Raw genomic sequence first — 15737 nt, forward strand, 5'->3', positions numbered from 1 at the left:
CGCCGCCGTCATCTTTTCCGATATCTTGAGCCTACCGAACATGGTTCCCCCTGTATCTGGTGGAACCCCAGTGATTCATGGTTGCCGCTGGTTGGCAAGCCCCGCCGAGTCAGATCGAGCGTTCGCCGGTATTATGCGGATGCGCGTAGATGGCCGGGTCAAGCCCGGCCATGCCGACGAGGGGTGTGGATGGTGCCGCGAAAATTTAACCGGACAGCCGTGAGTCATGCCCGAGGGCGACGAGAGGAAAATCCGAGTCCACCAAACGCAGGCAGACCCTAAGCCGGCTTCGGCAGGGTGAACCAGAAGGTCGAGCCCTTGCCGGGCACCGATTCGACCCAAATGCGCCCGCCGTGGCGTTCGACCACCCGTTGGCAGATGGCCAGGCCGATGCCGGTTCCGGCGAAGCGATCGCGCGGATGCAGGCGGCGGAACAGGTCGAAGATCTGGCGGTGATATTCGGGCTCGATGCCGATGCCATTGTCGGCGACATAGAACGCCCAGTCGCGGCCGCGATCCTGGCATCCCACCCGCACTTCGGCGCGGACATCCTCGCGGCGGTACTTCAAGGCATTGCTGATCAGGTTCTGGAACAGGCTGCCCAGCAAGGCGGCGTCGCCTTCGATCACCGGCAATTGGCCATCGACCTCGACCACCGCCTGCGCGTCGCTGATCACGCCCTTCAGGTGGGCCAGCGCGGTGCTGACCAGGATGCCGGCCTGGACCGGGACCGGGGTCAGATCGCCGGTGCCGACACGGGAATAGGACAAAAGCTCGCTGATAATGGTCTGCATGCGCTGGACGCCTTCGACGGTGTAGCCGATGAAGGCGTCGGCGTCGGAATCCAACTGGCCTTGATAGCGCCGTTGCAGCAATTGCACGTAGCTGGCGATGTTGCGCAGCGGCTCTTTCAGGTCGTGCGAGGCGATATAGGCGAATTGTTCAAGGTCGGCGTTGGACCGTTGCAGATCGCGGTTGGCGGCCTCCAGGTCGGCGGTCATCCGGTGTTCGCGCATCAATTCGCGGTACAAGACGATGCATAGCCCGCCCATCAACACCCAAGACACCACCACCAAGGCGGCGATGCGCAAAGCCCGTTCGCGCCATTGCGCCAAAGCCTCTTGGGAGCCGACGCTGACCCACACCACCAGCGAGCGCGGCTCGACCACCCGGTAGGACACCACCCGCACCACCGAATCCACGGCTGAGCGGCCCTGATAGGTTCCCGACGGAGCATTCGGCAGATGGGTGGTGAAGATCGGGTTGGCGCTCATGTTGCGACCGATATCCTCGGGCTTCAACGGCTGGCGCACCAGGACGGCGCCGTCCAGGCGATAGATGCCCAGCGCGGGTACCGGCCCGTAATCAAGCTTCTGATAGAAACGCTTGAAATAGTCGATCTGAACGGTCACGGCCGCCGCGCCGATCCAGGCACCACTGGCCGAATACAGGCGCTTGGCGACGGTGAAAACGAAACTGCGCGTGGATTCGTCGAAGCCCGCCTGGCCGATGAAGACCTTGCCGGCATCGTCGCGCCGCAGCGCCTTCACCCAATCTCGATCCCGAAGGGTGATGCCCGCCGGAAACACCCCCCGAAGGTCGGAAATCAGCGCGCCTTCGGGATCGACGATATAGATGTTTCCCAAATGCGGCGACCCGGCCAGCATTTCGATCAGCGGTCTAGCCGCCTCGGCGGCGGTCTTGCCGTTGGGTGACACCAGGGTGCCGGCATGGTCGGCGACGCGGGCCAGGGCCAGCTCTGCGGTGTCGAGCGTGCGCGAGGCGTGTTCGTCCAGCAGATTGGCGATGTCGGCGGTGGCGGATTCGATCCGCTTCAGGCTTTCATCATGGTCGGTCCAGATGAACAGGGCTGCCAAGATCACGCTCAGGACGGCGTAAAGGCTGGCCATCGCCAGCAAAACGCGGTGCGGCCGGGTTTGCCCGATCATGGCGGCGCCCCCTGGTCAGCCGACAGGGTCCAGACGCGGGACGCCCGCATCAGCCCCCCGAGCTCAGGAGCATGTCGCGAAACAGCGCCACGAATTTCTGGTCGAACTTTTCGCGGATATTGTTGGTCATCACCGACAAGGCCTGTGCGGCCGACATCGGCGCGCGGTAGGACCGGCGTTCGGTGAGCGCGGCGAAGACATCGACCACCGCGGCGATGCGGACCAGATCGTTGATCTGGTTGCCCTGCAGTCCGTCGGGATAGCCGGTACCGTCCAGACGCTCGTGGTGCTGGGCGGCGATGGCCATGACGCCCGATGGCACATCCGGCGCCTTGGACAGGTAGCGCACGCCCAGCAGGACATGGTCGCGCATGCGGATCTTCTCGGTCGGATCCAGGGGCGACACCTTGTTCAGCAGGGCCTGAGGCATGCCGGTCTTGCCGATGTCGTGCAGCAATCCGGCGGTCGCCAGCGTCATCAGATCGTCGTCGCCCAAGCCGAGCTTGTAGCCGAACAGCACCAAGAGGGTCGAAACGCGGAGCGAGTGGACGTAGATGAAGCTGTTGTGGTTGGCCAGGCCTTCGAAGATCTGGTGGTAGCCGTTCTGCTTGACCGCATCCAAAACCGGGGCACAGGCCTGACCGATATTGTGGAAGTCCAGCGCGTCCCCGGTGGCGATCAGGTCGGTGATGCCATCGAAGGCGGCCAGGGTGCGCTTCAGCGCTTCGCGAGGCGAGGGCGCCAGTGTCTCCCAGCGGGCTTCGACACGGTGATCGACCAGACGGGCGATCAGGCCGATCAGGTCGCGGTCGCGGTTGTTGAAATCGACAACGGCGTCGGCGTCGGAAACGATCGGCGCCGATGCGCGACCTTGCTTCGGCGCCCAGGTGCACAGGATCATCGGGACCTGGTGAAACACCTTTTCGGCGCGCAGACGCGGCAGGGCCTGCAGGCGATCGGAATTGGCGATTGCCGTGTCGGCGACCAGTACGGCGGCCGGCGTCGCCCTGGTACGGACCGCCGCCGATTCGATGTCGGGATAATCCGAGACTTCGTAGAAGGACGCGAGCTCTCGGCCGACGGCGTCGCGGCTGCGCGCGTCGGGATGAATGACGACGACCGACCGGCGTGGCGCCTCGAACGACGCAAGCCGAGAAGCTTCCGAATCGACTCGGAGGAGTTCCATCCTCGTACTCCGCAATCCCCACGGTCAGGGTTGCACACCATGAAAAGTCATGCAACTAGCCAAACATAGAAAAAAGCCCTCCGTCGTCGCCGACGGAGGGCCGCTTTGCTTACTCGGCCGGGGCCGCCGGCTGTTCGCCGCCGCCTTCAAGTGCGGGCGGCGTATCGCCTTCGCCACCGCCATCCTCGACCTGCATTTCGCGGTCGCGCTTGGCGGCCAGTTCGCGCAGGCGGTTCATCACCGCGCCGGTACCGGCGGGGATCAGACGACCGACGATGACGTTCTCCTTCAGGCCCTGCAAGGTATCCACCTTGCCCGACACCGAAGCTTCGGTCAGGACGCGGGTGGTTTCCTGGAACGAGGCCGCCGAGATGAACGAGTGGGTCTGCAACGACGCCTTGGTGATGCCCTGCAGGACCGGGGTGCCCGAAGCCGGGCGGCCCTGCTCGCGGATCGCCTTGCGGTTCTCCTGGTCGAACTCCTGACGGTCGATCTGCTCGCCGACCAGGAAGGTGGTGTCGCCGGGATCGGTGATCTCGACCTTCTGCAGCATCTGGCGAACGATCACCTCGATGTGCTTGTCGTTGATCTTCACGCCCTGCAGACGATAGACCTCCTGGATCTCGTTGGTCAGGTACTGCGACAGCGCCTCGACACCCAGCACGCGCAAGATGTCGTGCGGCACCGGGTTGCCGTCCATCAGCGGATCGCCGCGGCGGACATAGTCGCCTTCCTGCACCGAGACGTGCTTGCCCTTGGGGATCAGGTATTCCACCGGATCGCCATCTTCCGGGACCACCAGGATGCGGCGCTTGGACTTGTAGTCCTTGCCGAATTCCACGCGGCCGTCGATGTCGGCGATGATGGCGTGATCCTTGGGCTTGCGGGCTTCGAACAGTTCCGCCACACGCGGCAGACCGCCGGTGATGTCGCGGGTCTTCGAGCCTTCGCGCGGGATGCGGGCCAGCACGTCCCCGGCATGCAGCTTGGCGTGGTTCTCGACCGACAAGATGGCGTCCACCGACAGGAAGTAGCGGGCTTCCATGCCGTTGGACAGGGTCACCGGCTGGCCCTTGTCGTCGCGCAGCTCGACGCGTGGCCGCAGTTCGGAACCGCGCGGCTGCTGCTTCCAATCGACCACCACCTTGCTGGCGATGCCGGTGGCCTCGTCGACCACTTCGCGCATCGACAGGCCTTCGACCAGGTCGACGTAATGGGCGACGCCGTTGGTCTCGGTCAGGATCGGCAGGGTGTAGGGATCCCACTCGGCCAGCTTGACGCCCTTGTTGACCAATTGGCCTTCCTCGACCAGCAGCTTGGCACCGTAGGGAATACGGTGACGCGCGCGCTCGCGGCCCTTGGCATCGAACAGGGCCACTTCGCAATTGCGGCTCATGATGATCTTGGCGCCGGACGAGTTGGTCACGACGTTTTTGTTGATCAACTGGACGGTGGCTTCGCTGACCGCTTCGATCGACGATTGCTCGGCGCCACGCTGGGCGGCGCCGCCGATGTGGAAGGTACGCATGGTCAGCTGGGTGCCCGGTTCGCCGATCGACTGGGCGGCGATGACGCCGACCGCTTCACCGACATTGACGCGGGTACCGCGAGCCAGATCGCGGCCGTAGCAGGTGCCGCACACGCCTTCCTTGGCCTCGCAGGTCAGCACCGAGCGGATGGCCACGACCTCGATGCCGGCATCGTCGATCAGCTCGACTTCCGGCTCGCAGATCAAGTGGCCGGCGGCGACGATGACCTCGCCGGTGACCGGATGGGTGATGTCGCGAGCGGCCGATCGGCCCAGGATGCGTTCCGCCAGCGGGCTGATCACTTCGCCGCCCTCGACGACCGCCGAGACGGTCAGGCCGTTGATGGTGCCGCAATCTTCCTCGACGATGATGGCGTCCTGCGCCACGTCGACCAGACGACGGGTCAGGTAACCCGAGTTGGCGGTCTTCAGCGCGGTATCGGCCAGACCCTTACGGGCACCGTGGGTGGAGTTGAAGTACTCCAGCACGGTCAGGCCTTCCTTGAAGTTCGAGATAATCGGGGTCTCGATGATCTCGCCCGACGGCTTGGCCATCAGGCCGCGCATGCCGGCCAGCTGCTTCATCTGGGCGGCCGAACCACGAGCGCCCGAGTGGGCCATCATGTAGACCGAGTTGACCTGCATGCCGGGCTCGACGCGGCTGATTTCCTTCATCATGGCGTCGGCGACGTCGTCGGTGCACTTCGACCAGGCATCGACCACCTTGTTGTACTTTTCGCCCTGGGTGATCAGGCCGTCCTGGTACTGCTGCTCGTACTCCTTGGCCTTTTCCTCGGTTCCGCCGACCAGATGGTCCTTGGCGGCGGGGATGACCATGTCGTCCTTGCCGAACGAGATGCCGGCCTTGAAGGCGTGGGAAAAGCCCAGGCCCATGATGCGATCGGCGAAGATGACCGTCTCTTTCTGGCCGCAATGGCGATAGACCAGATCGATGACGTTCTGGATATCCTTCTTGGTCAGCAGGCGGTTGATCGAGCTGAACGGCACGTTTGGATTGCGCGGCAGGATTTCCGACAGCAGCATGCGGCCGGCGCTGGTTTCCAGCAGCTCGGTGATCGGCTGGCCGTCCTTATCGACATTGCGGTAGCGTGCCTTGATCTTCTGGTGCAGCGTCAGCACCTTGTCGGCCAGGGCGGCGTTGATCTCGTTCATGTCGCGGAAGATCGGCAGGCGATACAGGATGGCCGAACCGTCCTTGACCGCCTTTTCGATCGACGCGACATCGGTCGCGGCGAACGGGGTGCCGGGCTTGGCGACGTTGAACACCCGGATCTCGCCCTTGGCCAGACCGGCTTCCAGCGCCTCGCGGCTGGACACCCGCAGCGCCCGGTGGGCGGTGATGTCGCGGCGCACCAGGGCGTCGACCACCGCTTCCATGTCCGAGGTGTCGATGGGCAGGGCCGGGTTGGTCCGGTTGTAAAGGAACAGCGTGCCGTTGGCCAAGCCGGTCCGCAGCTCGTGGGCCGAGTGGACCTTCATGGCCATGCCCGGCAGTTCGTCGCGTTCCATGGTGATGTAATAGATACCCAGCACGATGTCCTGGCTGGGCACGATGATCGGCTTGCCGTTGGCGGGCGACAGGATGTTGTTGGTCGACATCATCAGCACGCGGGCTTCCAGCTGGGCCTCGAGGCTCAGCGGAACGTGCACGGCCATCTGGTCACCGTCGAAGTCGGCGTTGAAGGCGGTGCAGACCAGCGGGTGCAACTGGATGGCCTTACCCTCGATCAGCACCGGCTCGAAGGCCTGGATGCCCAGACGGTGCAGCGTCGGCGCGCGGTTCAGCATCACCGGATGCTCGCGGATGACCTCTTCCAGGATGTCCCACACCTCGGGACGCTCCTTTTCCACCATCCGCTTGGCGGCCTTGATGGTGGTGGCCATGCCGTACAGTTCCAGCTTGGCGTAGACGAACGGCTTGAACAGTTCCAAGGCCATCTTCTTCGGCAATCCGCACTGGTGCAGCTTCAGTTCCGGGCCGACCACGATGACCGAACGGCCGGAATAATCGACGCGCTTGCCCAGCAGGTTCTGACGGAAGCGGCCCTGCTTGCCCTTCAGCATGTCGGACAGCGACTTCAGCGGACGCTTGTTGGCGCCGGTGATGGCGCGGCCGCGACGGCCGTTGTCGAACAGGGCGTCGACCGCCTCTTGCAGCATGCGCTTTTCGTTGCGCACGATGATCTCGGGGGCGCGCAGTTCGATCAGCCGCTTCAGGCGGTTGTTACGGTTGATGACGCGGCGGTACAGGTCGTTCAGGTCCGAGGTGGCGAAACGGCCGCCATCCAGGGGCACCAGCGGACGCAGTTCCGGCGGGATCACCGGAATGACTTCCAGGATCATCCATTCGGGGCGCGAGCCGGATTCGAGGAAGGCCTCGACCAGCTTCATCCGCTTGACCAGCTTCTTGCGCTTGGCTTCCGAGGTGGTTTCCTTGAGGTCGATCTTCAGGCGGTCCTTCTCGGACTCCAGATCGATGGCGACCAGCATGTCACGGATGGCTTCGGCGCCGATCTTGGCGGTGAAGGCATCGTCGCCATACTCGTCGACCGCGCGCATATACTGCTCTTCGGTCAGCAGTTCGCGGATCTTCAAAGGCGTCAGGCCGGGCTCGACCACCACATAATTCTCGAAATACAGAATGCGCTCGAGATCCTTGAGCGTCATGTCGCACAAGAGGCCAATACGGCTGGGCAGCGACTTCAGGAACCAGATGTGGGCGACGGGGCTGGCCAGCTCGATATGGCCCATGCGCTCGCGCCGGACCTTGGCCAGCGTCACTTCGACGCCGCACTTCTCGCAGATGATGCCGCGATACTTCATGCGCTTGTACTTGCCGCACAAGCACTCGTAATCCTTGATCGGGCCGAAGATGCGGGCGCAGAACAGGCCGTCGCGCTCCGGCTTGAAGGTGCGGTAGTTGATGGTTTCGGGCTTCTTGATCTCGCCATACGACCACGAGCGAATCCGCTCGGGGGAGGCGATCGAAATCCGGATCTGGTCGAAGGACTGGGTACCGCTCGCCTGACCGAAAATCTTCATCAATTCATTCATGACCTGCTCCCGCATCATCTCGGGGTTTGGCGGACGGGATGGGTCCCGTCCGCCACACTTGACCAAAAGGGCTTAGAAATTGCGCTGGGTCAGCTCGACATTGAGGCCGAGCGAGCGCAGTTCCTTGACCAGCACGTTGAAGGATTCGGGGATGCCGGCCTCGAAATTGTCGTCGCCGCGGACGATCGCTTCGTAGACCTTGGTGCGGCCGGACACGTCGTCCGACTTCACCGTCAGCATTTCCTGCAGCGTGTAGGCCGCGCCGTAAGCTTCCAGCGCCCACACTTCCATTTCACCGAAGCGCTGACCACCGAACTGCGCCTTACCGCCCAGCGGCTGCTGGGTGACCAGCGAGTACGGGCCGATCGAGCGGGCGTGGATCTTGTCGTCCACCAGGTGGTGCAGCTTCAGCATGTAGATGTAGCCGACGGTGACCTTGCGGTCGAACGGATCGCCGGTGCGGCCGTCGAACAGGGTGACCTGACCCGAACGGTGGCGGCCGGCCTTTTCCAGCATGTCGCAGATGTCGCTTTCGCGAGCACCGTCGAACACCGGCGAGGCGAACGGAATGCCCGGGCGCAGATTGCCGGCCAGTTCCAGGATCTCGCCGTCGCCCAGATCGGCGATTTCGTCCTGGAACACCTCGGGGCCATAGAAGTCGGCCAGCTTGGTGCGGACGTCGGCGACGGTCGCGGTGTTGTGGCGATAGCCGTCCAGCAGCTTGCCGATCTGTTGACCCAGGCCGGCCGAAGCCCAGCCCAGATGGGTTTCCAGAATCTGACCGACATTCATGCGGCTGGGCACGCCCAGCGGGTTCAGCACGATATCGACCTGCTGGCCGTCTTCCAGGTACGGCATGTCTTCCAGCGGCACGATGCGGGAAATGACGCCCTTGTTGCCGTGACGGCCGGCCATCTTGTCGCCCGGCTGCAGCTTGCGCTTCACCGCCACGAACACCTTGACCATCTTCATCACGCCGGGCGGCAGCTCGTCGCCGCGCTGCAGCTTTTCGACCTTGTTCTCGAAGCGGTCCTGCAGACGCTCGACGGCGGCGTCGAAGGCCCGCTTCAACTGCTCGACATCGCTCATCACCGCATCGTCATCGACGGCGACATTGCGCCAAGCGCTGTTGTGCAACTCAGCGAACATGTCTTCCGACAGGACAGCGCCGGCCTTCAGGCCCTTCGGACCCGAAACCACCTTCTTGCCCAGCAGCAATTGCTTGAGACGGGCATAGAACGAACGCTCGATGATGGCGCGCTCGTCATCGCGGTCCTTGGCCAGACGCTCGATTTCGGCCCGCTCGATGGCCAGGGCGCGCTCGTCCTTCTCGACGCCACGGCGCGAGAAGACGCGAACTTCGACGATGGTGCCGGCGACGCCCGGGGGCAGACGCAAGCTGGTATCGCGCACGTCCGAGGCCTTTTCGCCGAAGATGGCGCGCAGAAGCTTCTCTTCCGGGGTCATCGGGGACTCGCCCTTGGGCGTGACCTTGCCGACCAGGATATCGCCCGGCTTGACCTCGGCACCGATGTAAACGATGCCGGCCTCGTCCAGGTTCTTCAGGGCTTCTTCACCGACATTCGGAATGTCGCGGGTGATTTCTTCCTGACCCAGCTTGGTGTCGCGGGCCATCACCTCGAATTCTTCGATATGGATCGAGGTGAACACGTCGTCGCGGACGATGCGTTCCGAGATCAGGATCGAATCTTCGAAGTTGTAGCCGTTCCACGGCATGAAGGCGACCAGCACGTTGCGGCCCAACGCCAGCTCGCCCAACTGGGTGGACGGGCCGTCGGCGATGATGTCGCCCTTCTTGATCAGGTCGCCCACCTTCACCAGCGGCTTCTGGGTGATGCAGGTGTTCTGGTTGGACCGCTGGAACTTCAGCAGGTTGTAGATATCGACGCCCGATTCATGGGCGGCGACGTCTTCCGAAGCCCGGATCACCACGCGGGTGGCATCGACCTGGTCGACCACGCCGGTCCGCTTGGCGGTGATGGCCGCACCCGAATCTCGCGCCACCGCCTGCTCCATGCCGGTGCCGACCAGCGGCGCCTCGGCGCGCAGCAGCGGAACCGCCTGACGCTGCATGTTCGAACCCATCAGGGCGCGGTTGGCGTCGTCGTTTTCCAGGAACGGGATCAGCGCCGCGGCGACCGAAACCAGCTGCTTCGGCGACACGTCGATCATGGTGATTTCCGAGGGCGGAACCATCACGAACTCGCCGGCCTGACGGCACGACACCAGGTCGTGGACGAAGCGGCCTTCGGAATCCAGTTCCGAATTGGCCTGGGCGATGGTGTAGCGGCCTTCCTCGTTCGCCGACATGTACTGCACGTCGTCGGTGACCTTGGCGCCTTCGACGCGGCGATAGGGCGCCTCGATGAAGCCGTACTGGTTGACGCGGGCATAGGTGGCCAGCGAGTTGATCAGACCGATGTTCGGGCCTTCCGGCGTTTCGATCGGGCAGATGCGGCCGTAATGGGTCGGGTGCACGTCGCGCACCTCGAAGCCGGCACGCTCGCGGGTCAGACCGCCCGGGCCAAGCGCCGACAGGCGGCGCTTGTGGGTGATTTCCGACAGCGGATTGGTCTGGTCCATGAACTGCGACAGCTGCGAGCTGCCGAAGAATTCACGCACCGCCGCCGCCGCCGGCTTGGCGTTGATCAGGTCATGCGGCATCACCGAGTCGATATCCACCGAGCTCATGCGCTCGCGGATGGCGCGCTCCATGCGCAGCAGGCCGACGCGATACTGGTTTTCCATCAATTCGCCGACCGAACGGACACGACGGTTGCCCAGGTGATCGATGTCGTCGATCTCGCCCTTGCCGTCCTTCAGCTCGACCATGATCTTGATGACGGCCAGGATGTCGTCGCGACGCAGGACGCGGGTGGTGTCGGGCACCTCCTTGTCCGAGAAGTTCAGACGCGAGTTCATTTTGACGCGGCCGACCGCCGACAGGTCATAGCGTTCCGAATCGAAGAACAGGCCCTGGAACAGCGCCTCGGCGGTTTCCAGGGTCGGCGGCTCGCCGGGACGCATGACGCGGTAGATGTCGATCAGCGCTTCTTCGCGGCTGGAATTCTTGTCGACAGCCAGGGTGTTGCGGATGTACGGGCCGACATTGATGTGGTCGATGGCCAGGGCCGGCAGCTCGGTCACGCCGGCCTTTTCCAGCTCGGCCAGGACGGCGACGGTCAGCTCGTTGCCGGCTTCGACATAAATCTCGCCGGTGGCTTCGTTGATGATGTCCTCGGCGGCGTACTGGCCGACCAGATCCTCAGGGAGAACCAGGATGTCCTCGACGCCCTGCTCGCGCAGCTTCTTGCCCAGGCGCGGCGTCATCTTGGTGCCGGCCTCGGCGACCTTCTCGCCGGTCTTGGCATCGATCAGGTCATAGACCAGCTTGACGCCCTTCAGGCGCTCGGGGGCGAAGGCCGTCTTCCAGCCCTTGGGGCCGCGGGTATAGACCACCTTGTCGTAGAAGTACGACAGGATGTCTTCCGAGCTCATGCCCTTCAGTTCGTTCAACTCGACCGAGCGGCTGTCGGCCTTGCGGCTGGCGCGCAGCGCTTCGGTCGGCTTGTTGTCCAACGCGTACAGCAGCGTCGTCACCGGCAGCTTGCGGCGGCGGTCGATGCGGACATAGACCAGATCCTTGGCGTCGAACTCGAAGTCCAGCCAGGAACCGCGATAGGGGATGACGCGGGCGGCGAACAGGTACTTGCCCGACGAATGGGTCTTGCCCTTGTCGTGGTCGAAGAACACGCCCGGCGAACGGTGCATCTGGGAAACGATGACGCGCTCGGTGCCGTTGATGACGAAGGTGCCGTTGGCGGTCATGAGCGGCATGTCGCCCATGTACACGTCCTGCTCCTTGATGTCGCGGATCGAGCGGGCGCCGGTGTCCTCGTCGATGTCCCACACCACCAGGCGCAGCGTCACCTTCAGGGGCGCCGCGAAGGTCATGCCGCGCTGCTGGCACTCCTCGACGTCATACTTGGGCTGCTCCAACTCGTAGCGCACGAACTCCAGGGTGCCGCGCTCCGAGAAGTCCTTGATCGGGAACACCGACTTGAAGACTTCCTGCAGGCCGACATTGGCGCGCTTTTCGAAAGCGACGTCCATCTGAAGGAAATGATCGTAGGAGCTCTTTTGCACCTCGATCAGGTTGGGCATCGGGGCCACCGTGGGGATACGCCCGAAGCTCTTACGAACGCGCTTCCGACCCGTGTAGGATTTAGCCATTGCCGCTCCTCGTCCTCGATCTCGGTTTCGGCCCGCGATCTTGCGGGCCGGTGGGGGACGGAAAAGGTCCCCCGTTAAATGACCTAACCAATAAACTTCATTCGTAGCCCTGCCCGGTCGAAATGGCCCGGTCCGGCTTTAGCGCGACCCCTTTGGGAAAGCACCATTGGGCCAGGCAGCGGCGACGTTCCCGCCACCGCTGCTGGCCCGCAGGGCAAACCCCAAAGGGTCTCGATTACTTGACGGCAACCTTGGCGCCGGCTTCCTCGAGAACCTTCTTGATCTTCTCGGCCTCGTCCTTCGACACGGCTTCCTTGACGGCCTTCGGAGCGCCTTCGACCAGGTCCTTGGCTTCCTTCAGACCCAGGCCGGTGATGGCGCGGACTTCCTTGATCACGTTGATCTTCTTTTCGCCGGCTTCGGTCAGGATGACGTCGAATTCGGTCTGTTCTTCAGCGACCGGGGCAGCGGCGCCAGCGGCGACGGCGGCAACGGCAACAGGAGCGGCGGCGGAAACGCCCCACTTCTCTTCCAGCAGCTTGGACAGCTCGGCCGCTTCGAGAACGGTCAGAGCGGAGAGCTCGTCAACGAGCTTAGCGAGATCAGCCATAATGTACTCCTAGATAAGCTTGAGTTCTGGGATTAACAGTCGAGTCGTGCTCACGCAGCGTCCTTGTCCGCCTTGGCCTTGAGCACCCGGGCCAACTGGCCAGCGGGGGCTTGCAGCACACCGGCGATGCGGGTAGCCGGGGTCGAGATCATGCCAAGCAGCTTGGCACGCAGTTCGTCGAGCGACGGCAGCGTGGCCAAGGCCTTGATACCGTCTTCGCCCAGACGCTCGCCACCCAGGGAACCACCCAGGATCTTGAGCTTGTCGTTGGTCTTGGCGAATTCGGCCGCCACCTTCGCGGCCGCAACCGGGTCCGCCGAAAAGGCGATCGCGGTGGGGCCGGTGAAAAGGTCGGCGATGTTCTCGTAAGCGGTACCCTCAAGGGCGAGCTTGGTGAGACGATTCTTGGTCACCTTGAAGCTGGCGCCAGCCGCACGCATCTTGGCGCGAAGGTTGGTCATTTCGGCAACCGTCAGACCCATATAATGGGTGACGACGACCAGACCCGCCCCTTCGAGCGTTTCATGCAGCGACCCGACCCATTCCTTCTTTTGTGTCCGGTCCACGTTCGTCTCCAAACAGCGAGCCGATGAACGCTCCCTTGCGGGGGGCGGGCATCGGTCCATTGCCCTAGTGGTCCTGCCTTGGTCACTTGCGACCAAAGGCCAAGACCGGTGGCCTGTCCCAGAAGCTTCAAGCCGCGCGTCGCCGGGCATCACCCGGAGCGAACGGAATTCTTCTTCTGTCTACGCAGGCGGGAACTCCCATCAAGCCCAAACGGGCACCTACGGTCTCGGACAGGGTGGAAGCCTGCCTTGCGGCGAAGCTTCCGGCACCCCCACCCCTTGCGGGATGGGGGAATTCGAAAAAGCGCTAAGTTCTACGCGCTGATGCTGGCGATGTCCAGCTTGACGCCCGGACCCATCGTCGAAGACAGCGAGATCTTCTTCAAATAGGTGCCCTTGGCGCCAGTGGGCTTGGCCTTGTTGATGGCATCGACGAAGGCCTTGATGTTGGCCACCAGCTTGGCTTCGTCGAACGAGGCCTTGCCAACGCCGGCATGCACGATGCCGGCCTTCTCGACACGGAACTGCACCTGACCGGCCTTGGCGGCGCGAATGGCTTCGGTGACGTTCGGGGTGACGGTGCCCAGCTTGGGGTTGGGCATCAGGTTGCGCGGGCCGAGGACCTTACCGAGGCGGCCGACCACACCCATCATGTCGGGGGTGGCGATGCAGCGCTCGAAATCCATCATGCCGCCCTGGATCTGCTCCGCCAGGTCTTCGGCGCCGACGATGTCGGCACCGGCCTTGCGGGCTTCCTCGGCCTTGTCGGCCTTGGCGAACACGGCGACGCGAACGGTCTTGCCGGTGCCGTGCGGCAGCTCGATCACGCCACGGACCATCTGGTCGGCATGGCGGGGGTCGACGCCCAGGTTCAAGGCAATCTCGACGGTCTCGTCGAACTTGGACTTGGCGGCGCCCTTGATGATCTTGACGGCGTCTTCGATCGAATAGAACTTGTTGCGGTCGATGCCTTCGTAACCGGCCTTCAGACGCTTTCCGATGCTGGCCATGTGATTACTCCACCACCTTGAGGCCCATCGAGCGGGCGGAACCGACGATCATGGCGGCAGCGCCTTCGACGTCATTGGCGTTGAGGTCGACCATCTTCTTTTCGGCGATCTCGCGGATCTGCGCCATCGTCACCTGACCCACCGTGGCCTTGCCCGGGGTGGTGGTGCCCTTCTGGATGCCGGCGGCCTTCTTCAGGAAGTAGGTGACCGGGGGCGTCTTGGTGACGTAGGTGAAGGTACGGTCGGAATAGGCGGTGATCACCACCGGAATCGGCATGCCGACTTCCAACTGCTGAGTCGCCGCATTGAACGACTTGCAGAATTCCATGATGTTCAGGCCGCGCTGACCCAGCGCCGGACCGATCGGCGGCGACGGGTTGGCCTTGCCGGCCGGCACCTGCAGCTTGATATAGCCAATGACTTTCTTTGCCATCTCTTACCTCTGATGTTCAGAAGCCCGCGGTGCGGCCAATGGCTGGCCTTCCGCGTTCTTGCCCCAGGCGGGACCATCCCGCCCGAAGCTTCGCCGGCGAACCGGCAAATGGGATTACAGTTTCTCGACCTGCGAGTATTCCAGCTCGACCGGGGTGGAGCGGCCGAAGATCGACACGGCGACCTTGAGCCGCGCGCGCTCCTCGTCGACTTCCTCGACCAGGCCGTTGAACGAGGTGAAGGGGCCATCGGCGACGCGAACCTGCTCGCCCACCTCGAACACGATCGAGGGCTTGGGCCGCTCGACGCCTTCCTGCACCTGCTTGATGATGCGTTCGGCTTCCGATTCGGTGATCGGCACCGGACGGCCCTTGCCGCCCAGGAAGCCGGTGACCTTCGGGGTGTTCTTGACCAGGTGCCAGGTGTCGTCGGTCAGCACCATCTTGACCAGCACATAGCCGGGGAAGAACTTGCGTTCGGCGTTGACCTTCGAACCGCGCCGGACCTCGACCACCTCTTCGGTGGGGACCAGCACCTGCTCGAACAGATCGGCCATGGCCTTCTGCTCGGCCTGCTCGCGGATCGACTGGGCGACCTTCTTCTCGAAACCGGAATAGACGTGGATCACGTACCAGCGGGCGGTCGCCATCTCAGCCTCCCAGTCCGAACAGCAGCTTGACGATCCAGGCGAACACCTGATCGACCAGCAGGAAGAACACGGCAGCGATCACCACCATGACGAACACCATCATGGTCGAGATGCTGGTTTCCTTGCGGCTGGGCCAAGTGACCTTCGCCACTTCCTGCCGCACCTGCTTGACGAATTGGCCTGGAGACGTTTTTGCCATCGTTCTCTTAATTCGGTTAAGGCGGGTCCAAAACGCCGCCTGTTCAAAATTTGGCAGGAGTGGAGGGGCTCGAACCCCCAACCCCCGGTTTTGGAGACCGGTGCTCTACCAGTTGAGCTACACTCCTGCAACCGAACCGCCGGCCCCCCTTTCGAAGGGCCGGCGTGTCGGATCGGCGAGGCCGAAGCCCCGCCTTATACAGCTACTCGACGATCTTGGCAACCACGCCGGCGCCGACGGTACGACCGCCTTCACGAATAGCGAAGCGCAGGCCTTCGT

Annotated in this window: 12 protein-coding genes and 1 tRNA gene; 1 reads left to right on the forward strand and 12 read right to left on the reverse strand. The window is 63.5% G+C overall.

All coding sequences use genetic code 11. From position 1 onward, the window contains the following. Positions 1-223: hypothetical protein (locus A6A05_RS21530; RefSeq protein ID WP_216635818.1), on the forward strand; the 223-nt coding region annotated here is incomplete at its 5' end. Between the two features lie 55 nt (positions 224-278). Here A6A05_RS21530 and A6A05_RS16140 read toward each other — a convergent pair. The 12 genes from A6A05_RS16140 to A6A05_RS22260 form a co-directional block, all read right to left on the reverse strand. Then, the gene (locus A6A05_RS16140) at positions 279-1949 is read right to left on the reverse strand and encodes a sensor histidine kinase (RefSeq protein ID WP_082911023.1); all 1671 of its coding nucleotides are present in this window, start codon (positions 1947-1949) and stop codon (positions 279-281) included. 49 nt (positions 1950-1998) lie between these two features. Further along, positions 1999-3135, reverse strand: coding sequence for an HD-GYP domain-containing protein (locus A6A05_RS16145; protein WP_068503588.1), 1137 nt, complete (start codon positions 3133-3135; stop codon positions 1999-2001). Between the two features lie 109 nt (positions 3136-3244). Next, complete coding sequence (locus A6A05_RS16150) at positions 3245-7738, reverse strand: DNA-directed RNA polymerase subunit beta' (protein ID WP_068503604.1); 4494 nt, start codon at positions 7736-7738, stop codon at positions 3245-3247. 72 nt (positions 7739-7810) lie between these two features. Continuing rightward, the gene (gene rpoB, locus A6A05_RS16155) at positions 7811-11992 is read right to left on the reverse strand and encodes a DNA-directed RNA polymerase subunit beta (RefSeq protein WP_068503590.1); all 4182 of its coding nucleotides are present in this window, start codon (positions 11990-11992) and stop codon (positions 7811-7813) included. 235 nt (positions 11993-12227) lie between these two features. After that, positions 12228-12602 carry a 50S ribosomal protein L7/L12 gene (gene rplL, locus A6A05_RS16160; RefSeq protein ID WP_068503592.1) on the reverse strand — a complete coding sequence of 125 codons (375 nt, stop codon included), beginning with the start codon at positions 12600-12602 and terminating at the stop codon, positions 12228-12230. A gap of 50 nt (positions 12603-12652) precedes the next feature. After that, the gene (rplJ, locus tag A6A05_RS16165) at positions 12653-13168 is read right to left on the reverse strand and encodes a 50S ribosomal protein L10 (RefSeq protein ID WP_068503594.1); all 516 of its coding nucleotides are present in this window, start codon (positions 13166-13168) and stop codon (positions 12653-12655) included. A gap of 314 nt (positions 13169-13482) precedes the next feature. Further along, positions 13483-14178: a 50S ribosomal protein L1 gene (gene rplA / locus A6A05_RS16170; protein ID WP_068503596.1), complete on the reverse strand. Its 696-nt coding sequence runs from the start codon at positions 14176-14178 to the stop codon at positions 13483-13485. Positions 14179-14182: 4 nt separating this feature from the next. After that, positions 14183-14611 carry a 50S ribosomal protein L11 gene (gene rplK / locus A6A05_RS16175; protein WP_068503598.1) on the reverse strand — a complete coding sequence of 143 codons (429 nt, stop codon included), beginning with the start codon at positions 14609-14611 and terminating at the stop codon, positions 14183-14185. Between the two features lie 114 nt (positions 14612-14725). Then, positions 14726-15259, reverse strand: a complete 534-nt coding sequence (nusG, locus tag A6A05_RS16180; RefSeq protein ID WP_068503600.1) for a transcription termination/antitermination protein NusG — start codon at positions 15257-15259, stop codon at positions 14726-14728. 1 nt (position 15260) lies between these two features. Then, a complete protein-coding gene (secE, locus tag A6A05_RS16185; RefSeq protein WP_068503602.1) occupies positions 15261-15458 on the reverse strand; it encodes a preprotein translocase subunit SecE in 198 nt (65 codons plus the stop codon). A gap of 51 nt (positions 15459-15509) precedes the next feature. Further along, a tRNA-Trp gene (locus tag A6A05_RS16190) sits at positions 15510-15585 on the reverse strand. 75 nt (positions 15586-15660) lie between these two features. Next, on the reverse strand, positions 15661-15737 hold a 77-nt coding region (locus A6A05_RS22260; RefSeq protein WP_211104280.1), incomplete at its 5' end, for an EF-Tu C-terminal domain-related protein.

It is taken from the genome of Magnetospirillum moscoviense (genome assembly GCF_001650635.1).
Classification (GTDB): Bacteria; Pseudomonadota; Alphaproteobacteria; order Rhodospirillales; family Magnetospirillaceae; genus Magnetospirillum; species Magnetospirillum moscoviense.

Bases quoted from the DNA above. Each gene is read 5' to 3' on its own strand.
- nusG (WP_068503600.1), bottom strand. From the start codon at position 15,259: ATGGCGACCGCCCGCTGGTACGTGATCCACGTCTATTCCGGTTTCGAG.
- rpoB (WP_068503590.1), bottom strand. From the start codon at position 11,992: ATGGCTAAATCCTACACGGGTCGGAAGCGCGTTCGTAAGAGCTTCGGG.
- rplL (WP_068503592.1), bottom strand. From the start codon at position 12,602: ATGGCTGATCTCGCTAAGCTCGTTGACGAGCTCTCCGCTCTGACCGTT.
- A6A05_RS16145 (WP_068503588.1), bottom strand. From the start codon at position 3,135: ATGGAACTCCTCCGAGTCGATTCGGAAGCTTCTCGGCTTGCGTCGTTC.
- rplA (WP_068503596.1), bottom strand. From the start codon at position 14,178: ATGGCCAGCATCGGAAAGCGTCTGAAGGCCGGTTACGAAGGCATCGAC.
- A6A05_RS16150 (WP_068503604.1), bottom strand. From the start codon at position 7,738: ATGAATGAATTGATGAAGATTTTCGGTCAGGCGAGCGGTACCCAGTCC.
- secE (WP_068503602.1), bottom strand. From the start codon at position 15,458: ATGGCAAAAACGTCTCCAGGCCAATTCGTCAAGCAGGTGCGGCAGGAA.
- A6A05_RS16140 (WP_082911023.1), bottom strand. From the start codon at position 1,949: ATGATCGGGCAAACCCGGCCGCACCGCGTTTTGCTGGCGATGGCCAGC.
- rplK (WP_068503598.1), bottom strand. From the start codon at position 14,611: ATGGCAAAGAAAGTCATTGGCTATATCAAGCTGCAGGTGCCGGCCGGC.